This window comes from Pseudomonas sp. BCA17 (assembly GCF_004519405.1).
GTDB lineage: Bacteria > Pseudomonadota > Gammaproteobacteria > Pseudomonadales > Pseudomonadaceae > Aquipseudomonas.
This window is the reverse complement of record NZ_SGWI01000007.1, coordinates 330,109-351,581: the sequence shown is the minus strand read 5'-3', so window position 1 is coordinate 351,581 and position 21,473 is coordinate 330,109. Positions and strand designations below refer to the sequence as shown.

Genomic DNA, 21,473 nt, shown 5'->3' with positions numbered 1-21,473 from the left:
GAACCGGCACACCGCGCACTGCCCTTAGCTTGCGGCTTGAAGCTTGCTACTTGCCGCTGCGTCGTCATTGCGGACTCGCAAGTGTGGTGGATAGCAGAGATTTCAAACTCGCAGCCTTCGGCTTGACCAGCCAGAAGCGACGCAGGTAGTCGTCGAGGTTCTCGGCGAGGTTACGACCCCATTCGCTGCCGGTTTCCTCAACGTACTCGTCCAGCACGTGCTGCAAGTGGTTCTGGTAGGACTCCATAGCTTCACCGCTGATCCGCTGGATCTCGACCAACTCGTGGTTGACCTTGTCGACGAAGGTGTTGTCCTGGTCGAGCACGTAGGCGAAACCGCCGGTCATGCCCGAACCGAAGTTGTAACCGGTCTTGCCCAGTACCGCGACAAAGCCCCCGGTCATGTACTCGCAGCAGTGATCGCCGGTGCCTTCCACCACGGTGTGGGCACCGGAGTTACGCACGGCGAAACGCTCACCGGCAGTGCCGGCGGCGAACAGCTTGCCACCGGTGGCGCCGTACAAGCAGGTGTTGCCGATGATGGCACTGTCCTGGGTCTTGTAGACGCTGCCTTGAGGCGGAACGATGACCAACTTGCCACCGGTCATGCCCTTGCCCACGTAGTCGTTGGCGTCACCTTCCAGGTACATGTGCAGGCCGCCGGCGTTCCACACGCCGAAGCTCTGGCCGGCAGTGCCCTTGAAGCGGTAGGTGATCGGCGCTTTCGCCATACCCTGGTTGCCGTGCTTACGTGCGATCTCGCCGGAGACGCGTGCGCCGATGGAACGGTCGCAGTTGCAGATATCCAGAGCGAACTCGCCACCGCTGGCATCATTGATCGACGAAGCGGCCATCTCGACCATTTTTTCGGCCAGCAGGCCCTTGTCGAACGGCGGGTTGCGGTCGACGCCGCAGAACTGCGGTTTGTCAGCCGGGATGTGATCGCTGCCCAACAGCGGCGTCAGGTCCAGGTGGTGCTGCTTGGCGGTCTGGCCTTCGAGGATTTCCAGCAGGTCGGTACGCCCGATCAGTTCCTCCAGCGAACGCACGCCCAGCTTGGCCAGCCACTCACGGGTCTCTTCGGCAACGTAGGTGAAGAAATTCACCACCATGTCGACGGTGCCGATGTAGTGATCCTTGCGCAGCTTCTCGTTCTGCGTCGCCACGCCGGTGGCGCAGTTGTTCAGGTGGCAGATGCGCAGGTATTTGCAGCCCAGGGCAATCATTGGCGCGGTACCGAAGCCGAAGCTTTCGGCGCCGAGGATTGCGGCCTTGATCACGTCGAGGCCGGTTTTCAGGCCGCCATCGGTTTGTACGCGCACCTTGCCACGCAGATCGTTGCCGCGCAGGGTCTGGTGAGTTTCCGCCAGGCCCAGCTCCCAGGGTGCGCCGGCGTACTTGATGGAGGTCAACGGCGAAGCGCCGGTGCCACCGTCATAGCCGGAGATGGTGATCAGGTCGGCATAGGCCTTGGCCACACCGGCGGCGATGGTGCCTACGCCAGCTTCCGCCACCAGTTTCACCGAGACCAGGGCCTGCGGGTTGACCTGCTTGAGGTCGAAAATCAGCTGCGACAAGTCTTCGATCGAGTAGATGTCATGGTGCGGTGGCGGCGAGATCAGGGTCACGCCCGGCACCGCGTAGCGCAGCTTGGCGATCAGACCGTTGACCTTGCCACCCGGCAGTTGGCCGCCCTCACCAGGCTTCGCGCCCTGGGCAACCTTGATCTGCAGTACTTCGGCGTTGACCAGGTATTCCGGGGTCACACCGAAACGGCCGGTCGCCACCTGCTTGATTTTCGAGCTCTTGATAGTGCCATAGCGCGCCGGGTCTTCGCCGCCTTCGCCGGAGTTGGAACGCGCACCCAGGCGGTTCATGGCTTCGGCAAGGGCTTCGTGGGCCTCGGGCGACAACGCACCCAGGGAGATACCGGCGGAGTCGAAGCGCTTGAGGATCGACTCCAGCGGCTCGACTTCGCTGATGTCCATCGCGGTGTCCAGGGTCTTCACCTTGAACAGGTCACGGATCATCGATACCGGACGGTTGTCCACCAGCGAGGTGTATTCCTTGAACTTGGCGTAGTCGCCCTGCTGCACGGCGGCTTGCAGGGTGTTGACCACGTCCGGGTTGTAGGCGTGGTATTCGCCACCGTGTACGAACTTGAGCAGGCCACCTTGCTGGATCGGCTTGCGCGCACTCCAGGCTTCAGCGGCCAGGGCTTTCTGTTCGGCTTCGATGTCGACGAAACGCGCGCCCTTGATGCGGCTTGGCACGCCACGGAAGCTCAGTTCGCAGACTTCTTCGGACAGGCCGATGGCTTCGAACAATTGAGCGCCGCGGTACGAGGTGACGGTGGAGATGCCCATCTTCGACAGGATCTTCAGCAGGCCCTTGGTGATGCCCTTCCGGTAGTTCTTGAACACCTCATAGAGGTCGCCCAGCACTTCACCGGTGCGAATCAGGTCGCCCAGCACTTCATAGGCCAGGAACGGATAAACCGCGGAGGCGCCGAAACCGATCAGCACTGCGAAGTGATGCGGGTCGCGGGCGGTGGCGGTTTCCACGAGGATGTTGGAGTCGCAGCGCAGGCCTTTTTCGGTCAGGCGGTGGTGCACCGCACCGGTGGCCAGCGAAGCGTGGATCGGCAGCTTGCCCGGAGCAATGTGGCGGTCGGTCAGTACGATCTGGGTACGACCGGCGCGCACAGCCTCTTCAGCCTGGTCGGCGACGTTGCGCACAGCCGCTTCAAGGCCGAGGGTTTCGTCGTAGTTCAGGTCAATGATCTGGCGGTCGAAGCCTGGACGGTCCAGGGTCATCAAGGAGCGCCACTTGGCCGGGGACACGACTGGCGAACTGAGGATGACGCGGGATGCGTGCTCCGGCGACTCCTGGAAGATATTGCGCTCGGCACCGAGGCACACTTCCAGCGACATCACGATGGCTTCGCGCAGCGGGTCGATCGGTGGGTTGGTCACTTGGGCGAACTGCTGGCGGAAATAGTCATACGGCGTGCGTACACGCTGGGACAGCACGGCCATCGGCGTGTCATCGCCCATGGAGCCCACGGCCTCGTAGCCTTGCTCACCCAACGGGCGCAGCACTTGGTCGCGCTCTTCGAACGTGACCTGGTACATCTTCATGTACTGCTTGAGCTGGTCGACGTCATAGAAAGCCGAACCGTGGTCGTTGTCTTCCATGGTCGCCTGGATACGCAGGGCGTTCTTGCGCAGCCATTGCTTGTAGGGATGACGGGACTTCAAGCGGTTGTCGATGGCGTCGGTGTCGAGGACCTGTCCGGTTTCGGTGTCCACGGCCAGGATCTGGCCAGGGCCTACGCGACCTTTGGCGATAACGTCTTCAGGCTTGTAGTCCCACACGCCGATTTCCGACGCCAGGGTGATGAAACCGTTGGTGGTGGTGACCCAACGCGCCGGGCGCAGGCCGTTGCGGTCGAGCAGGCACACCGCATAGCGACCGTCGGTCATTACCACACCGGCCGGGCCGTCCCACGGCTCCATGTGCATCGAGTTGTACTCGTAGAATGCACGCAGATCCGGGTCCATGGTCTCGACGTTCTGCCACGCTGGCGGAATGATCATGCGCACGCCACGGAACAGGTCGATGCCGCCGGTGACCATCAGCTCGAGCATGTTGTCCATGCTGGAAGAGTCGGAACCCACGCGGTTGACCAGCGGGCCGAGCTCTTCCAGGTCCATCAAATCGTTGGCGAACTTGGTGCGGCGCGCCACAGCCCAGTTGCGGTTGCCGGTGATGGTGTTGATCTCGCCGTTGTGGGCGAGGAAGCGGAATGGCTGAGCCAGCGGCCATTTCGGCAGGGTGTTGGTAGAGAAGCGCTGGTGGAACACGCAGATTGCGGTTTGCAGGCGCTCATCGCTCAGGTCCGGATAGAAGGCGGTCAAGTCCGCCGGCATCATCAGGCCTTTATAAATGATGGTCTTGTGGGAAAAGCTGCAGATGTAGTGATCGGTGTCGGCGGCGTTGGCTACCGACGAGCGACGACGCGAAGTAAACAGCTTGATCGCCATGTCCTGATCGCTCAGGCCATCGCCTGCGATGAACACTTGCTCGATCTGCGGCAGGCGCTCCAGGGCCAGGCGGCCGAGTACGCTGGTGTCGATCGGCACTTTGCGCCAGCCGACGAGTTGCAGGCCCGCAGCGAGTATCTCGCGGTTCATGTTCTCGCGAGCGGCTTCGGCTTTGACCGGGTCCTGGTTGAAGAACACCATGCCCACGGCGTATTGCTTGGGCAGGTCGACTGCAAATTGCTCTTTGGCGACAGCACGCAGGAACTGGTCGGGCTTTTGAATAAGCAGGCCGCAACCGTCACCGGTTTTACCGTCGGCGTTGATCCCACCGCGGTGGGTCATGCAGGTCAGGGCCTCGATGGCCGTTTGCAGAAGGGTATGACTGGGCTCGCCCTGCATATGGGCTATCAAACCGAAACCGCAGTTATCCTTGAATTCATCGGGTTGGTACAGACCTGCTTTCATAGACACTTTCTCACCAGGCTGCCTCTTATATCGAGGCAAATTTCTTTTCAATTCAACCGGTTACCTACCACGCCGAACGTACGCCGGCTTAACGGGGGCAAAAGGGAGGTCATTGTACACACCGACACGAACGCTCACAAATTTAACGACGAAATGTCGCAAATTCATGTCGCATTTATGAAAGGTTTAAAGCGATATGCTGTGCTAGTCAAAACTTTTTTAATTCTGACCGCATCGACTCAAAAGCTACTGTGACGCAGACACCACAAAGCGCGCGGTTCCTGGAGGAACTGCACGCACTTGCGGTTATTTTTTGAGGTGCCGGGAGGGCGGCCTGGGTAAGGCCGCCGGATCTTCAGCGAGTTGCTGCCAGTTCCTGTTGGACGCTGGCAACAGTGCGAGGCCAAGGTTTACCAGCCTGAACCTTCGCTGGCAAGGCTTTGATAGCAGAATCGGCTGCGGCACGGCTTGGGAAGCTGCCGTAGGTAATCACGTAGAGAGGCTTGCCGTTGAGCACTTTCTTGAAATAACGGTACTCGCCGCCCTGCTCTTTCACGAACGCCTGGGCGTTGGCTTCGGAGCTGGTGCCCAGGATCTGTACCACGAAGTGGCCAGCAGGCTGGCTGGTGTACCAGCTGCTGCCAGCGGCTGGGGCTGCCTTGGCAACGGTGGCGGCAGGTTTTTCAACCGGTTTGGCCGCTGGCGCAGGCTTAGCCACGGGTGCAGGTGCTACAGGCTTGGCTACAGGTGCTGGCTTGGCGGTAGCAACGGTCGGAGCCGGGGTAGGCTTGGCGGTCGGGGTCGGTGCAGGGCCAGCAGGAACGCCCGCAGGTGGCGCGGTAGTGGTCACGGTCGGAGGCGTGGAACTGGAGCCTTCCACCGGCACCCCGTCGTCACCTTCGGAGATACCACCGGCAGCCTCGGCCAACGGGCCGCGCATCACCGGTTGGCCGACCATCGGCAGGTTGGTCGGTTGACCGGAGTTGGCGAATTCGACGTTGGGTGTGGGCTTGCCCAGGGGCAGTTGCGCCTGTTCGGCTGGCGCGCCGGCAGTGGCGGGTGCCTTGCTACGGCCTGGAATCAACCAGGCGGCGGCTACAGCGACCACCACAACGGCGGAAATAGCCAATACGTGCTTCTTAGGCATAGTGAACCCCATCTTTGGACGCTTAACCGCAGAGCGGCTGGCAATCATGGCTTCGATCATGGCATCCCGGGCGACCTGGTTGATGGTGCCAGGCCAGCCGTCGGAGCTTTCGTGAATATCAGAGATCTGAGAAGCGGAGAAAAGTTCGATACCAGCCCCGGCGCCTTCGAGGCGTTGAGCCAGGTATTCGCGGGTTTCCTCTTCTTCGTATGGCTGCAATTCGATGACGTGGAACAGCTCCTGATCGCCACTGATCTGCTCCAGATCAGCGATCAACGACGACTCACCGAACAGGAACACATGGGGACGACCTTCGGGAGTCCCCGCGGCCAGCGCCAGCAGCGCTTCCAGGGCGGATTCGTCGAGCTGCTCGGCGTCATCGACCAACAGGTAGACTTCCTGGCCGGTCAGGCCCAGTTGCACCACTTGCTTGAGGATCGCGTTCGGTTCGGCGGTAGACACGTCCAGCGCCTGGGCTACCTGGCGCAACACGCCAGCCGCATCGCCGGCACCACGGGCCGACACCACCACGCTCTGCACCGTCTGCTTGTTGGTACTGGCCACCAGCGCCTGGCGCAGCAAGGTCTTGCCGCTGCCCAGCGGGCCAGTCACCACCAGCAACAGCTGGCTGTAGCGCGCCAGGTGATGCAACTGACCGAGCACCGGCTTGCGCTGCGCCGGGAAGAATTTGAAACCAGGCACCCGTGGAGCAAAAGGGTCGTGGCTTAGATGGTAATGGCCGAGAAACGCCTCGTCGGCATGCAAACTAGTCATCGGGATCTTATTAACCTTTCAGCTGGGCCAGGGCGCGGTAATCCGCTCCCAGCGTGGCCTGTAAAATCTCTTTCGGATAATCGTCGGTCACTACCGCTTCGCCCATGTGGCGCAGCAACACCAGTCGCAGTCGACCGTCGATCACTTTCTTGTCTATTGCCATATGTTCGAGGAAATCCGACTCGGTCATCTCCTCAGGCGGGATGACCGGCAAACCCGCACGTTGGAACAGGCGGATGCCACGATCACGCTCCTGGGCACTGATCCAGCCCAGGCGTTGTGACATTTCCAATGCCATCACTGTGCCAGCCGCTACGGCTTCCCCATGCAACCACACACCATAGCCCATGTGTGTCTCGATCGCATGGCCGAAGGTGTGACCCAGGTTCAAGGTGGCCCGTACGCCGGACTCCCGTTCGTCGGCATTTACCACCAGCGCCTTGGCGGCGCAGGAGCGGGATATCGCTTCGGTCAATGCCACCGGGTCAAGACTGCGCAAGGCATCGACATGTTCTTCCAGCCAGGTCAGGAACGGCTCGTCGCAGATCAGCCCGTATTTGATGACTTCCGCCAGCCCGGCCGACAATTCCCGCGGCGGCAGGGTGTTCAGTGTCGCGGTGTCGATCAGCACGACATTTGGTTGGTAGAACGCGCCGACCATGTTCTTGCCCAGCGGATGATTGATGCCGGTCTTGCCGCCCACCGACGAATCAACCTGGGACAACAGGGTGGTCGGCACCTGGATAAAGTCCACGCCCCGCTGGTAGCAGGCGGCGGCAAAGCCGGCCATGTCACCGATGACACCGCCGCCCAGGGCGATAACAGTGGTGCGGCGATCATGGCGTGCAGTGAGCAGGCCATCAAAGATCAGTTGCAGGGTTTCCCAGTTCTTGTGGGCTTCACCGTCGGGCAAAATCACGGAGATCACCGAGTAAGCCGCCAGGCTGCGGCTCAGACGCTCAAGATACAGCGGCGCGACTGTTTCATTGGAGATGATCGCCACTTGTCGCCCGGCAATATGCGGTGCGAGCAACTCGGGCTGGTCCAACAGACCTTCGCCAATATGGATCGGGTAGCTGCGCTCGCCTAGATCGACCTTAAGTGTCTGCATGTGTCCCCGCGTTGAAGATGTATTGACGACCGCTAACGTCGAAATCTGACGTCGTCTAATGGCTCTACGCCACACCCTGGAAGGTAATGACGCGCCGCCGAGAATAGCGCATTTCGGGCCTGGCTTTAACGGGGTGGCAGCCGTTGCAGGCGTTCAAGAATGTCGAGTACCACCATTCGAGGCGGCCGCTCATCGGTTTCCACCACCAGATCGGCGATTTCCCGATATAGCGGATCGCGCAGCGCCAGCAAATCCCGCAAAGTCTTTGCCGGGTCGGCTGTGCGCAGTAACGGGCGATTCCGGTCGCGGGCAGTCCGGCCTACTTGCTGTTCCACTGAGGCATGCAGGTAGACCACCCGACCGCCGGCATGCAGCGCCCGACGGTTTTCATCACGCATCACTGCGCCGCCGCCGGTGGCCAATACCACGCCGTCGCAGCCGCACAGCTCGGCAATCATCGCCTGCTCGCGGTCGCGAAAGCCCAGCTCGCCTTCCTTATCGAAGATCCATGGGATATTGGCGCCCGTGCGCAATTCAATTTCCTTGTCGGAATCTTTGAACGGCAGGCGCAGCTCTTTGGCCAGCAAACGGCCGATGGTGCTTTTTCCAGCCCCCATCGGTCCTACAAGAATCAAATTTCGCACAGAATCAACGACTCACAGCAATCGCCTGGTTATTCATAATACGCGGAGTCAGGAATACCAGCAGCTCGGATTTTTTCTCCGCCAGCACATCGCGCCGGAAAAGGCGGCCAAGATACGGTACATCGCCCAAAAATGGCACTTTATCTACCACTTTGCTTTGGGTATTGGAGAAAACCCCTCCAATAACAATGGTCTCGCCATCCTTGACCAACACCTTGGCATTGACCTCGTTCTTCTTGATCGGCGGCACATCGTTGAGTTTGTTCAGGTAGTCGGGCTCATCCTTGGTGACTTTGACCTCCATGATGACCCGGTCGTCGGGGGTGATTTGCGGGGTCACTTCCAAGGACAACGAAGCCTCCTTGAACGACACCGAGGTGGCACCACTGGAGCTGGACTCCTGATAGGGGATCTCGGTGCCTTTGAGGATGCGCGCGGTTTCCTTGTCTGCCGTCACCACTTTGGGCTGAGAGACGATTTCACCGTTGCCGGTTTTCTCCATGGCCGTCAGTTCAAGGTCCAGCAACAGGTTGTCGGTGATATAGGCGATCCCCAGGCCTGATGTCCCCGTCAGCGAGCCAAGGTCGACAAAGGGCGAAGAGGGAGGGTCTTGCGGTGGTTCCGCGCCGTCGGGCAGCGGTTTGCGAATACCGCCGGCGCCCCACTTTCCGCGGCTGAACCCACCACCCCAGCGCGCGCCCAGGCTCTTGTCGTAATCAACATTGGCCTCGACGATGCGCGCTTCGATCATCACCTGCCGCACCGGTACATCCAGTTGCGCCACAATGCGTCGCAACTCTTCCAGTCGCTCCCCGGTCTGGTAGGCAATGATGTTGTTGGTGCGGTCATCCACCGCAACCGAACCACGCTCATCGGTGGTGCCTTCAAGCCCGCTGACTGATTGGAACAGCTTGGCCAGGTCTGCCGCCTTGGCGTAATTGACCTGCAACAACTCTCGACGCAACGGCGCCAGCTCAGCCATTTGCCTGCGCGACTCCAGCGTCAGCAGTTCGCGAGCAGCCAGCTCGTCGGCAGGGGCGACCAGCAATACACCCGCCTTCAATCGTTTATCCAGGCCCTTGGTGTGCAGCACCAGGTCCAGCGCCTGGTCCCAGGGCACGCCCTTGAGCCGCAAGGTGATCGAGCCCTGCACTTCATCGCTGGCCACAAGGTTGAGGCCCGCAATGTCGGCAATTTGTTGCAGCACCGCACGCAGTTCGATGTTCTGGAAATTGAGGTTCAGTTTTTCGCCGGAATACTCCCCCGGCGACACGCTGCCGAGAGGCGGCAACTGGGTCAGGTCCAGGCGATTGGGCACAGCGGTAGCCATCGGTGCCGTGAACGCTATCCATAGCGCCACACCGAAGGACAAGAAAGTCCTTTTCATTGATTGATTCCGTTATGAGTTGACGTTCAGCTTCAAGGTTCGTGAGCGTTCCAGCCAGGCGCCCTGTTCATCGGGGAACAGCTCGACGAGTTCGATGTGCCCCTCATGAATAGTCTTGACCCGGCCATGATTCGGCCCCAGGTAGTCGCCCACCGTCAGCCGGTAGACCTCTGACGCAGCACGTAGCAAGGCAAACATCTGCCCGCCACGGGACAGTGTGCCGACCATTTCGAACTGGTCGGTCGCCAGACCTTCCAGCTTTCCCCTCGCACGAATGAGGTCAGGCGCAAGCGCCGACCGACCGGATACCCGCTCATCCTGAAAAGCGAGAGGTTGGAACGGATCGCGCCGGGAGGATGAATCGTAGGCAAAGCGCGCCGCCGACTCGAGAGGCAGCCCGGGCGGCGCATCGCTGCGATAGGTCTTGGCCAGCAGATCGAGATGCAGCAAGGTGCCGTCCGGGCGAAGCGCAACATCATGCACCGTCACGATCCTCGACAGCCGTCCCAAGGCAGCCACGAACATCGCCAGGTCGTGGTAAGCCCCGCTGGTGCCGATCTGCATGGGTTGCTCAATGAGAAACGACCGAGGTTGCTCATCCAGTACCGTGATGCCCTCCACCACCAGGCCATTGGCTGCCGCCAGGCGAGCAATGTCCTCAAGCAATTCAGGCACCTCGGGCTGGCCGTGAATGCCTCCAAGTACCCCCGCGGCTTTCTGCTCCATTACCCTGAATTGATGGGTACGTACCTCCAGACCAGCGGCCACGTCCACTCGTTGGGCGAGCTGTTGTTGCAGCGCCGCTGTCCGTGCCTCAAGTACGCGCAATCGCTCTCGCGGCGGGCTCAGGTACCAGACTTCTCCCACCACTAACAGCAGGCCAGCCAATGCGCAGGCGCACAGAACCTTGCCAGGCCAGGGCCATGTTGCAGCGTTGTGAGTGAGTGCGAGAAAGTCGAGCCTGGGCAGGCTCACGGTTGCGCCTCGGTGGATTCGCCCTGGCGCACCATCAATTGGAATGCACTGTCGCCACTCCCGGCGTCCGCACGTACATGCTGGAGCCGTGTTGCATGGGTGCCTTGAGAGGCTTCCAGACGGCGCATCAACTGGGCGATGTCCTCGCTGGTTTCAGCGCTGCCGCTGACGTTGACGGTGTCGCCGTTCGCCAGTACTTCATGCAGCCGGACGCCATCAGGCACTGCGCGGGCCAACTGCTCAAACAGCTGGGCACTGGAAGATCGGGCGTCGTGCAGGTCCTGCACAACCTTCATGCGCTCCGCCAATTGCTGGCTTCGCTCCTGCAACTCGTCGATGGTCTTGATACGCGCGTCCTGGACGGCGATTTCCTTGCCCAAGAGGTGATTGCGCGTGACTTGCCGATCTATCGCCCGAACGATCACCTGATCAGCCAGCCACACCGCAGCGAGTGCCACACAGGCGAACGCCAACAACAGCATCAGGAAATATTTGCGCCGCCGCTGCGCCAGCGCCTGGCGCCAAGGCAAAAGATTGATTCGTGTCATTCAGCGAAACTCCTCAGAGCCAACCCGCAAGCCACTCCCAGCGCCTGGGCATCGATGGTCCATTGTGCACCATCGACACGACGACCCGGCGTAAAGCTGGCGAAATCCTGACGGCTCGCACGCTCCAATGCAAACCCCTCGATATCCACCACCCGCGGGACAAGCCCGGCGAGGGCCAGAACCGCTTCGCGAGCCTTGACCTGTTCCTTGAGGCACGCCGCCAGCAACACTTCGACCCTGCGCGAGTCTTGCGCCGAAGGGCCGCGGACTTGAAAGTCGATAGCCACATCGTCCAATGGGTAGGGAATGTACTGATCGGCCTCCATCTGGATCATCCAGACCATCTCCTCATCACTGAGCCCCGCGTCCATTTCGATCACCCGCGTGATGACCGAAGGCCCAACCACGGCGACCGCTGCCTGGCGAACCGATGTATGCAAGCGCGCCAAAGCCTGGCGCAGCGCCTGCCCTATCCCCTCGAGGTCCAGCAACGTGCCATCGACCACCGCATGCGCCGGCAGCTCCTGCGTGGCGTAGCCCTCGACGGTATAGCCGGCGACCGAACGTCCCAGCTCGACCAGCTTGATGCCGCTGCCATGAATATCGACGCCCAGGACGGTGTCGACTTTTCGCCTGAAAAATCCCTTTCTCATAAAACTCCCAAAAAATTTGCCGGTCATACCGGCAGTCATACCCTCTGATTGCCACGGGGCTGAATGCATTCGGTCGACTTGTTTGAGTGGCGCGAATGACGCCCCAAGCCGAAAATGCTTTAATGCCCAGCGTTTTTTCCTGCTTTTTATCTGCAGCTCGGGTCGATCCATCGTTTGCCATGCATGCCCCGACGCGTAACCCATTCTTTTCTCTGGAAATCCAAAAGCCTTGATTCGTCTGCTGAAGTTTTTCGGGTACTCCATTGTCGCGATCGTCTGCGGGCTGCTGCTCGTACTCAGCGGTGCCTACCTCTACCTTAGTCCGGGTTTGCCTTCCGTAGAGGCGCTCAGAAGTATCCAGTTGCAGATTCCTTTGCGGGTCTATAGCAGCGATGAAAAGCTGATCGCGGAGTTCGGCGAAATGCGCCGCACACCCATCCGTTTCGCCGACATTCCGCCCAATTTCATCAGCGCGTTGCTTTCGGCCGAAGACGACAATTTCGCCAACCACTACGGTGTCGACCCCAGCAGCCTGGTGCGTGCGGCGACGCAGTTGGTAAAAAGCGGACACATTCAGTCCGGTGGCAGCACCATCACCATGCAGGTGGCGAAGAACTTCTTCCTCACCAGCGAGCGCAGCTTTTCGCGCAAGGCCACCGAGATCCTGCTGGCCCTGCAAATCGAACGTCAGTTGACCAAGGACGAGATCCTTGAGCTGTACGTCAACAAGATCTACCTGGGCAACCGCGCCTACGGGATCGAGGCGGCTTCGCAGGTCTACTACGGCAAGTCGATTCGCGATGCCAGCCTGGCGCAGATGGCCATGATTGCCGGCCTGCCGAAAGCCCCGTCGCGCTTCAACCCCCTGGCCAACCCGGCACGCAGCAAAGAGCGTCGCGACTGGATCCTGGGCCGCATGTACAAGCTGGGCAAGATCGACCAGGCCGCTTACGAAAGTGCCGTGGCCGAACCGCTGAACGCCAGTTACCACGTGCCGACGCCGGAAGTGAACGCGCCGTATATCGCCGAGATGGCCCGCGCCGAAATGGTCGGCCGTTATGGCAGCGACGCTTACACCGAGGGTTTCCGCGTCACCACGACCGTTCCGAGCAACCTGCAGGAAATCGCCAACAGCTCGGTACACGAGGGCCTGATCACCTACGATCAGCGTCACGGTTACCGTGGCCCCGAGTCGCGCCTGCCCGGCAAGACCCTGAGCGCCTGGACCGCGGAGCTGGGCAAGCAACGCTCGATCAGCGGCCTGGAGCCGGCCATCGTCACCCAGGTGAAGAAAGATGGCGTGCAGGTCCTGACTCGCACTGGCGAAGCGCATGTGGCGTGGGACAGCATGAAATGGGCGCGCCCTTTCCTGAACACCAACAGCATGGGCCCGATGCCCAAGCAGCCGTCGGACGTGGCCCAGGTGGGCGACTTGATCCGCGTGCAACGTCAGAAGGATGACAGCCTGAAATTCAGCCAAGTGCCGGTGGCACAAGGCGCCCTGGTGTCCCTGGACCCACAGAACGGTGCAATCCGTGCCCTGGTCGGCGGCTTCGCCTTCGAGCAGAGCAATTACAACCGCGCCACCCAGGCCAAGCGCCAGCCGGGTTCGAGCTTCAAGCCATTTATCTATAGCGCCGCGCTGGACAACGGCTATACCGCCGCCAGCCTGGTCAACGATGCACCGATCGTGTTTGTCGACGAGTACCTGGACAAGGTCTGGCGCCCAAAGAACGACACCAATACCTTCCTCGGCCCGATCCGCGTGCGCGAGGCGTTGTACAAGTCGCGCAACCTGGTGTCGATCCGACTGCTGCAAGCAATGGGCGTCGGCAAGACGATCGACTACATCACGCGCTTTGGCTTCAACAAGTCGGACCTGCCGCCGAATCTGTCCCTCGCCCTGGGCACCGCCACTCTCACGCCTATGGAAATCGCCACTGGCTGGAGCACCTTTGCCAACGGTGGCTACAAGATTACGCCGTACCTGATCGACAAGGTCGAAAGCCGCAATGGCGATACCCTGTTCACCGCCAACCCACCACGCGTGCCGGGTGACGTCGTCAATGGCGTGGCCGCTCCCGACGGCATCGCGGCACCGGGCAATGGCGGCATCACCATCGAGCCGACCCCGGGCGCCGCGCCCGTCGCCAGCACCACGGCGCCGACCGAACCTCAAGCCCCCGCCGTTGCGCCACGCGTGGTGGATGGCCGCACCACTTACATCCTCAACAGCATCCTTGAGGACGTGATCAAGAAGGGCACCGGTCGTCGCGCACTGGCCTTGGGCCGCGCGGATCTGGCGGGCAAGACCGGTACCACCAACGAATCCAAGGACGCCTGGTTCTCGGGCTATAACGCGGATTACGTGACCACCGTGTGGACCGGCTACGACCAGCCGGAAAGCCTGGGCCGCCGCGAATTCGGTGGCACCGTGGCCCTGCCGATCTGGATGAGCTACATGGGCGCCGCCTTGAAGGACAAGCCACTGCACACTCAAGCCGAACCCGAAGGCATCCTCAGCCTGCGGATCGATCCGGTCAGTGGCCGTGCGGCCTCGCCAAGCACCCCGAATGCGTACTTCGAACTGTTCAAGAGCGAGGACACGCCGCCGTCGGTCAACGAACTGGGCAATGGCGTCGCTCCGGGCAGCCCACTGCCGGCGGATGAAGGCGCGCCGATCGACTTGTTCTAACGCGATCGGTGGCTCGATACAGAGCCACTGTAGGAGGGGCTGGCCATAACGCCAGCCAGTTAAGACTTGTGTAGGAGCGAGCTTGCTCGCGAAAAACTCACAGACGCCGCGTTTTATTCAGGCAACACGCGTTACCGTTGAGGTTTTTCGCGAGCAAGCTCGCTCCTACAGACCAAAAAAAGCCCCGACTCGCGAGAGCCGGGGCTTTTTGTTGGCGCGCTACAACGGCTTAGCCGTTGAACACATCATCCACGCTTTTGAGCGGGTAGTGCTTCGGATACGGCAGGGTCGCCACGCCGGTCTCGATGGCGGCCTTGGCCACGGCATCGGAGATCAGGGTGATCAGGCGCTTATCCATTGGCTTCGGAATGATGTACTCACGACCGAATTCCAGCTTGATACCGCCGTAGGCGTCACACACTTCCTGAGGTACCGGCAGCTTGGCCAGTTCACGCAGGGCGTTGGCGGCAGCCACTTTCATCTCTTCGTTGATGCGCTTGGCGCGAACGTCCAGGGCCCCACGGAAGATGAACGGGAAGCCCAGAACGTTGTTGACCTGGTTCGGGTAGTCCGAACGGCCGGTAGCCATGATCACGTCGTTACGGGTGGCATGAGCCAGTTCCGGGGAGATCTCCGGGTCCGGGTTGGAGCATGCGAACACGATAGGGTTGGCCGCCATGGACTTCAGGCCTTCGGCGCTCAGCAGGTTCGGGCCGGACAGGCCGACAAACACGTCTGCACCGTCCAGGGCGTCAGCCAGGGTACGCTTGTCGGTAGCGTGGGCAAACATCGCCTTGTACTGGTTCAGGTCGGTACGCTCGGACTGAACTACGCCCTTGCTGTCGACCATGAAGATGTTTTCCAGCTTGGCGCCCATGCTCACCAGCAACTTCATGCAGGAGATGGCCGCGGCGCCGGCGCCCAGGCAGACGATCTTGGCGTCAGCCAGGGTTTTGCCGGCGATTTCCAAGGCGTTGATCATGCCGGCCGCGGTAACGATCGCGGTGCCGTGCTGGTCATCGTGGAATACCGGGATGTCACATTGTTCGATCAGGGCCTTTTCAATCTCGAAGCACTCAGGTGCCTTGATGTCTTCCAGATTGATGCCACCAAACGTGATGGAAATGCGCTTTACGGTGTCGATGAAAGCCTGCGGGCTTTCGGAATCGACTTCGATGTCGAAAACGTCGATGCCGGCAAAGCGCTTGAACAGCACGCCTTTGCCTTCCATGACTGGCTTGGAAGCCAATGGGCCGAGGTTACCCAGGCCAAGAATCGCGGTGCCATCGGAAATCACTGCAACCAGGTTGCCTTTGCCGGTGTACTTGTACGCCAGCTCAGGGTCGCGGGCGATTTCACGTACGGGCTCGGCAACACCTGGGCTGTAGGCCAGCGACAGGTCGCGGGCGGTGGCAGTGGCCTTGGTGAGCTCTACACTCAGCTTTCCTGGACGAGGATGGGCATGATATTCGAGAGCGGCAGTTTTCAAATCAGACATATCGGCATTCCGCTTTTACTGTTGGTCGACGGACCGCCGAGGATACGCGTGTCGCAAAGTCCCTACAAGACTGGGCAGTCACAGGTGTCAAGGGCCCTGCGCTACGACTTTCGGCCAAGAGCCGCAGGATACAAGGGCTCAACTGTTCACAATTGACTTAAAAAATGTCTACAATTTTTTCTCAAGACGTCAATTTGAGCATGCTGGGATCAGTCAATGGTAGAAGCCAACGTACTTGGCTGCTTTTCACCCCGCCACGCCTCGAGCGATCCTGCACCCACCCCCGCGCCTCGATGACCCGGCCTTGCAGACCATTGAGCAGGGCACTGTCGAATTGACTGGCGTGCTCAGGCGCAATACGTAATACCAGCGCACCCTGCAATTCAATCCAGATGCCACCGCGATTGCGCTCAACCTTTCTCACCTGGCCGCTGACCAGGGCAAAACCGGACCGCGAGAGTTGCGCTACGGATTGCACAGGTGATTGTCGCCATAGGCCCAGCCGAGCGCGGCGAGCGACGTCTTCGGCGGTTTGCTGACAAGCGACCAGAGCGTTATTGGGTGCCACACCGACTTGAAATCCGAGCCCCTCGGCCAGCAACTGCGCTTCCAGGTTCTCGCCATCAGTACCGTAGAGGTGAGCCAGGGTCCGTCCATAATGGTCTTTGCCCTCGCGCCCCACCACCAGGCCGACTCGCCCGCCACTGGCCGTCACCAATGCCTGCAGGCGCTGGCGGGCCGCAATGGCAAAAGGTTCGTCCGTGCGACCTTTTTTACCGGTCTCCGGCGTGTTGATGCCGATCATGCGCACACTGCGACCATCCTTGAGGCGTACCGTGTCGCCATCCACCACACGCCGTACTTCGACCTGCGTCACGGACGCCGGCGCCGGACAATAAGCCTCGGCCTGTGCGGCGCAGAGCCAAATCCCGGGCACAAAAAAGGCGCCCACAAGGGACGCCTTTTTCATCAGCATGGAGAAACCGTAACGGCCTCCCAAGTTGATCGGCCTTAGGCCTTTTTGGCACCGAAAGCACCAAAGCGATCTGCGAAGCGCTGTACACGGCCGCCGGTGTCCAGAGTCTTCTGCTTACCGGTGTAGAACGGGTGGCACTCGTTGCATACGTCAGTACCCAGTGGCTTGCACAGGTTCGAACGGGTTTCGAACTTGTTGCCGCAGCTGCAGGTGACTTCGATGGTTTCGTACGCTGGATGGATATCGGCTTTCATGGCACTTCCTCGGGCTAGCGTGCCGCCACTCGACACTATTGTCGAATACCGCACGTAATTAGGCCGCGGATTGTACCAGAGCTTTTAAATCGTGCAAGCGACGCTTAGGGCACAAACCTCCCTTTCATCAGAAAAGCATCAGCTACCCCAAGCCCTTCCCCGTCTGCTAGGCTCGCGCCCCTGCGCCACCGCCTGCCTTCAGATGAGACCCTCCGCGTGCCCGACGCCATTTTGCGCCTAGCCCTGCCCTCGCCCCTGCGCCGCCTGTTCGACTACCGGGCCCCGGCCGGTGTGCTGCGTGCGCAGTTGCAGCCCGGCATGCGCGTGCGTGTGCCGTTTGGGCGTCGGGAGATGATCGGGATCCTGGTGGAGGTCACCGACCACAGCGAAGTGCCCGCCGAAAAGCTCAAGCCGGCCCTGGCCATCCTCGATGCCACACCACCACTGCCGCCCGCACTGTTCAAGCTGTGCCTGTGGACCGCCCAGTACTACCAGCACAGCCTCGGCGATACCTTGAGTTGGGCGCTGCCAGTGTTGCTGCGCCAAGGCGAACTGGCGGAGGCGCGCCAGGAGCGCTTCTGGTCGATAGCCCCCGGCGCAGGCCTCGACGACCCGCGCATCGCCCGCGCGCCGCGCCAGCGTGAAGCCTTGGCCACGCTGGCCCAGCATCCTCATGGCGTCGCCCATCAGCTATTAAGCAAACTGATGCTGAGCAAGGACAGCCTGGATTTGCTGCTGGCCAAGGGGCTGGTACAAGTGGAAATCCGCAAGCACGCCCCCGACCCACGCCATGAACACTGGCTGGCCCAGCCCGAACTGCCGCTGAACGCCGAGCAACGGGCGGCTTATGAAGCCATTCGTGCAGGCTTCGACAGCTTCCACGCGTTCCTGCTGGCCGGTGTCACGGGGAGCGGCAAGACCGAAGTCTATTTGCAGTTGATCCGCGAAACCCTGCAAGCCGGCAAGCAAGCTTTGGTATTGATCCCCGAGATCAACCTCGGCCCGCAAACCCTGGCGCGTTTCGAACAGCGCTTCAACGCCCGCATCGCCCTCGTGCATTCGGCGGTCAATGATCGTGAGCGCCTGGAGGCGTGGCTGGCTGCGCGTGACGGCGAGGCCGACATCATTATCGGCACCCGCTCGGCGCTGTTCACCCCAATGAAGAACCCTGGGCTGATCATCATCGACGAGGAGCATGACGGCTCCTATAAACAGCAGGAAGGCTTGCGCTATCACGCGCGCGACTTGGCGCTGGTGCGGGCGCGCCAGGAAGACATTCCCATTGTGCTGGGCTCAGCCACGCCCTCTCTGGAGAGCCTGCACAACGCCTACACCGGCCGTTACGGCCTCCTGCGCCTCAACGAGCGTGCCGGTGGCGCCAAACAACCACGTTTCCTGCGCCTGGACGTAAAAAGCCGGCCGCTGGACAGCGGTATTTCCGGGCCGATGCAACAAGCCATCGGCCAGACACTTGCCGCCGGCCAGCAGGTGTTGGTATTTCTCAACCGCCGCGGTTTTGCGCCGACGCTGCTGTGCCACGATTGCGGCTGGATGTCCGAGTGCGAGCGCTGCGACGCGCGCATGACCGTGCACCAGCGCTACGGCGAGCTGCGCTGCCACCACTGCGGCCACGTAGAGCGGGTGCCGCGCCACTGCCCACAGTGCGGCAAGGTGGACCTGCGGCCGGTAGGCGCCGGCACCGAGCGCGCCGAAGAGCGTCTGGGGATTCTGTTCCCGGACTACCCGGTGCTGCGGGTCGACCGCGACAGCACGTCGCGCAAAGACGCCATGAACCAGCTGTTCGCTACCATCCAGAAGGGCCAGCCGTGCATCCTGATCGGCACCCAGATGCTCGCCAAGGGGCATCACTTTCCAAGGGTGACCCTGGTGTCGATCCTGGACGCCGATGGCGGCTTGTTTTCCGGCGACTTCCGCGCCAGTGAGCGTATGGCGCAGCTGATCGTACAAGTCGCAGGCCGGGCCGGGCGCGCCGAAGAGCCCGGCAAGGTGATTATCCAGACACACTTGGCCGACCATCCGCTGCTGATTCAACTGACGGAACAAGGTTACTTTGCCTTTGCCGAACAAGCGCTCAGCGAACGCCGCGCCGCGGGCCTGCCGCCGTTCGCCCATCTGGCGCTGCTGCGAGCTGAAGCACACAAGCCGGGCCAGGCCGAAGGTTTTCTGGATGAAGCGTGCAGCGTTGCCGAACGTTTATTGGGCGAACTGGGTCTGACTGGCATCGAATTGCTCGGCCCGGTGCCTGCGCCCATGGAACGCCGTGCCGGACGCTATCGCGCTCAGCTACTCTTGCAGGCAACGTCACGCGCACCATTGCATCGGCTGTTAAGCAACTGGTTGCTTGCCCTGGAGCAAATGCCCAGTGGCCGGCAGGTGCGATGGTCGCTGGATGTGGATCCGGTCGATTTGTACTGAATCCCCCCACAGGTTAATCGTCCGTGAAGGACCTTCGAAGGTTGGCAAGCCCGCCCTCGCCACGGATAATGCCCAGTTTTTCCACCTGCGCTTCGCGCGCCGCCGCTTGCGGTCGAAAGAGAACACCATGAAAGACACCATTCGCCAGCTGATCCAACAAGCCCTCACCCAACTCGTCGACGAAGGTGTGTTGCCTGAAGGCCTGACGCCGGCGATCCAGGTGGAGAACACCCGCGACAAGACCCACGGCGACTTCGCCAGCAACATCGCGATGATGCTGTCCAAGCCTGCGGGCATGAAGCCGCGCGACCTGGCGGAAAAAATCATCGCCGCGCTGCCTGCCGACGAGAGTGTCACCAAGGCTGAAATCGCGGGCCCTGGCTTCATCAACTTCTTCCAGAACACGCAGGCCCTGGCCAATCGTCTCGACGCGGCACTGGCCGATGCTCACGTGGGCGCGCGCAAGGCCGGCCCGGCACAGCGCACCGTGGTCGACCTGTCGGCCCCCAACCTGGCCAAAGAGATGCACGTCGGCCACTTGCGCTCGACCATCATTGGCGACGGCGTAGCCCGCGTCCTGGAGTTTCTCGGCGATGAGGTGATTCGTCAGAACCACGTCGGTGACTGGGGTACCCAGTTCGGCATGCTGATGGCCTACCTGCAGGAAAACCCGATCACCAGCGACGAGCTGTCGGACCTGGAGAACTTCTACCGGGCTGCCAAGAAGCGTTTCGACGAGTCCGAAGCGTTCGCCGACCGCGCCCGCGGCCTGGTGGTCAAACTGCAAGCCGGTGACGCCGAATGCCTGGCACTGTGGACCAGGTTCAAGGACATCTCGCTGTCGCACTGCCAGAAGATCTACGAACTGCTCAACGTCAAGCTGACCATGGCCGACGTGATGGGCGAAAGTGCCTACAACGATGACTTGATCAACGTCGTCAACGATTTGAAGGCCGCAGGCATGCTGGTCGAGAGCAACGGCGCCCAATGCGTGTTCCTCGACGAGTTCAAAAACGCCGAGGGCGAGCCGCTGCCGGTGATCATCGTCAAGGCCGATGGCGGCTACCTCTACGCCACCACCGACCTGGCCGCCGTGCGCTACCGCAGCGGCAAGCTCAAGGCTGACCGCGCGCTGTACTTCGTCGACCAGCGTCAGGCCCTGCACTTCCAGCAAGTCTTCGCCGTGGCACGCAAGGCCGGGTTCGTGACTCACCCGATGGAAATGGAGCACATGGGCTTCGGCACCATGAACGGCGCCGATGGCCGTCCATTCAAGACCCGTGACGGCGGCACCGTGAAGCTGATCGACCTGCTGACCGAAGCCCAGGAACGTGCCTACAATCTGGTGAAAGAAAAGAACCCGGAACTGGCCGAAGCCGACCTGCGCAACATCGCCCGCGTGGTCGGCATTGGCGCGGTGAAGTACGCCGACCTGTCCAAGCACCGCACCAGCGACTACAGCTTCAACTTCGACCTGATGCTCAACTTCGAAGGCAACACCGCGCCCTACCTGCTGTATGCCTACACTCGCGTGGCCGGCGTGTTTCGCAAGCTGGGCAAGGACTTCAGCGAAGTCGAAGGCCAGATCGTGCTCGTCGCGCCGCAGGAACAGGAACTGGCGGCCAAGCTCGCGCAATTCGGTGAAGTGCTGAACAGCGTTGGCGAAAAAGGCACACCACACATCCTTTGCACTTACCTGTACGAAGTCGCCGGTCTGTTCTCCAGCTTCTACGAGAATTGCCCGATCCTCACCGCCGACGACGAAGCTCAAAAGCACAGTCGCCTGCGCCTCGCCGCACTGGCTGGACGGACCCTCAAGCAAGGCCTGGAACTCTTGGGCCTGGAAACTCTGGAGCGTATGTAAG

At 61.2% G+C, this 21,473-nt stretch carries 13 protein-coding genes and 1 pseudogene; 3 read left to right on the top strand and 11 right to left on the bottom strand.

Translation table 11 applies throughout. The annotated features are described in order from the left end of the window. Positions 1–64: 64 nt before the first annotated feature. From gltB to pilM, 8 genes and pseudogenes are all read right to left on the bottom strand, one after another. Positions 65–4,510, bottom strand: a complete 4,446-nt coding sequence (gene gltB / locus EXW71_RS24290; protein ID WP_134660453.1) for a glutamate synthase large subunit — start codon at positions 4,508–4,510, stop codon at positions 65–67. A 355-nt stretch (positions 4,511–4,865) separates the two neighbouring features. Beyond that, positions 4,866–6,431: an SPOR domain-containing protein gene (locus EXW71_RS24280; RefSeq protein WP_134660452.1), complete on the bottom strand. Its 1,566-nt coding sequence runs from the start codon at positions 6,429–6,431 to the stop codon at positions 4,866–4,868. Positions 6,432–6,441: 10 nt separating this feature from the next. Then, complete coding sequence (gene aroB / locus EXW71_RS24275) at positions 6,442–7,542, bottom strand: 3-dehydroquinate synthase (protein WP_123716209.1); 1,101 nt, start codon at positions 7,540–7,542, stop codon at positions 6,442–6,444. 125 nt (positions 7,543–7,667) lie between these two features. Further along, a complete protein-coding gene (gene aroK / locus EXW71_RS24270) occupies positions 7,668–8,186 on the bottom strand; it encodes a shikimate kinase AroK (RefSeq protein WP_003187914.1) in 519 nt (172 codons plus the stop codon). Positions 8,187–8,190: 4 nt separating this feature from the next. After that, positions 8,191–9,444 (bottom strand): annotated as a pseudogene (locus EXW71_RS24265) (type IV pilus secretin PilQ); the annotation flags it as partial. 141 nt (positions 9,445–9,585) lie between these two features. After that, positions 9,586–10,548 carry a pilus assembly protein PilP gene (locus EXW71_RS24260; RefSeq protein WP_134660451.1) on the bottom strand — a complete coding sequence of 321 codons (963 nt, stop codon included), beginning with the start codon at positions 10,546–10,548 and terminating at the stop codon, positions 9,586–9,588. Further along, positions 10,545–11,096 carry a PilN domain-containing protein gene (locus EXW71_RS24255; RefSeq protein WP_134660450.1) on the bottom strand — a complete coding sequence of 184 codons (552 nt, stop codon included), beginning with the start codon at positions 11,094–11,096 and terminating at the stop codon, positions 10,545–10,547. The genes EXW71_RS24260 and EXW71_RS24255 overlap by 4 nt, the downstream gene beginning before the upstream one ends. Beyond that, the gene (gene pilM / locus EXW71_RS24250; protein WP_123716296.1) at positions 11,093–11,749 is read right to left on the bottom strand and encodes a type IV pilus biogenesis protein PilM; all 657 of its coding nucleotides are present in this window, start codon (positions 11,747–11,749) and stop codon (positions 11,093–11,095) included. The genes EXW71_RS24255 and pilM overlap by 4 nt, the downstream gene beginning before the upstream one ends. 229 nt (positions 11,750–11,978) lie before the next feature. Between pilM and EXW71_RS24245 the strand changes: the two genes are divergently transcribed. After that, complete coding sequence (locus EXW71_RS24245; RefSeq protein WP_123716213.1) at positions 11,979–14,444, top strand: penicillin-binding protein 1A; 2,466 nt, start codon at positions 11,979–11,981, stop codon at positions 14,442–14,444. A 229-nt stretch (positions 14,445–14,673) separates the two neighbouring features. Here EXW71_RS24245 and EXW71_RS24240 read toward each other — a convergent pair whose 3' ends face one another. From EXW71_RS24240 to rpmE, 3 genes are all read right to left on the bottom strand, one after another. After that, the gene (locus tag EXW71_RS24240) at positions 14,674–15,942 is read right to left on the bottom strand and encodes a malic enzyme-like NAD(P)-binding protein (protein WP_123716214.1); all 1,269 of its coding nucleotides are present in this window, start codon (positions 15,940–15,942) and stop codon (positions 14,674–14,676) included. A gap of 181 nt (positions 15,943–16,123) precedes the next feature. Further along, the gene (locus tag EXW71_RS24235; RefSeq protein ID WP_134660449.1) at positions 16,124–16,918 is read right to left on the bottom strand and encodes a thermonuclease family protein; all 795 of its coding nucleotides are present in this window, start codon (positions 16,916–16,918) and stop codon (positions 16,124–16,126) included. 35 nt (positions 16,919–16,953) lie between these two features. Further along, a complete protein-coding gene (rpmE, locus tag EXW71_RS24230) occupies positions 16,954–17,172 on the bottom strand; it encodes a 50S ribosomal protein L31 (protein ID WP_010213765.1) in 219 nt (72 codons plus the stop codon). A 216-nt stretch (positions 17,173–17,388) separates the two neighbouring features. Here rpmE and EXW71_RS24225 point away from each other — a divergent pair, with 216 nt between their 5' ends. Continuing rightward, the gene (locus EXW71_RS24225; RefSeq protein ID WP_134660448.1) at positions 17,389–19,608 is read left to right on the top strand and encodes a primosomal protein N'; all 2,220 of its coding nucleotides are present in this window, start codon (positions 17,389–17,391) and stop codon (positions 19,606–19,608) included. A gap of 127 nt (positions 19,609–19,735) precedes the next feature. Continuing rightward, entirely contained in the window at positions 19,736–21,472 is a 1,737-nt protein-coding gene (gene argS / locus EXW71_RS24220) for an arginine--tRNA ligase (RefSeq protein ID WP_134660447.1), read from the top strand. The last annotated feature ends 1 nt before the right edge of the window (position 21,473 follow it).

Bases quoted from the DNA above. Each gene is read 5' to 3' on its own strand.
- gltB (WP_134660453.1), bottom strand. From the start codon at position 4,510: ATGAAAGCAGGTCTGTACCAACCCGATGAATTCAAGGATAACTGCGGT.
- EXW71_RS24280 (WP_134660452.1), bottom strand. From the start codon at position 6,431: ATGACTAGTTTGCATGCCGACGAGGCGTTTCTCGGCCATTACCATCTA.
- aroB (WP_123716209.1), bottom strand. From the start codon at position 7,542: ATGCAGACACTTAAGGTCGATCTAGGCGAGCGCAGCTACCCGATCCAT.
- EXW71_RS24255 (WP_134660450.1), bottom strand. From the start codon at position 11,096: ATGACACGAATCAATCTTTTGCCTTGGCGCCAGGCGCTGGCGCAGCGG.
- pilM (WP_123716296.1), bottom strand. From the start codon at position 11,749: ATGAGAAAGGGATTTTTCAGGCGAAAAGTCGACACCGTCCTGGGCGTC.
- EXW71_RS24240 (WP_123716214.1), bottom strand. From the start codon at position 15,942: ATGTCTGATTTGAAAACTGCCGCTCTCGAATATCATGCCCATCCTCGT.
- EXW71_RS24235 (WP_134660449.1), bottom strand. From the start codon at position 16,918: ATGCTGATGAAAAAGGCGTCCCTTGTGGGCGCCTTTTTTGTGCCCGGG.
- rpmE (WP_010213765.1), bottom strand. From the start codon at position 17,172: ATGAAAGCCGATATCCATCCAGCGTACGAAACCATCGAAGTCACCTGC.
- argS (WP_134660447.1), top strand. From the start codon at position 19,736: ATGAAAGACACCATTCGCCAGCTGATCCAACAAGCCCTCACCCAACTC.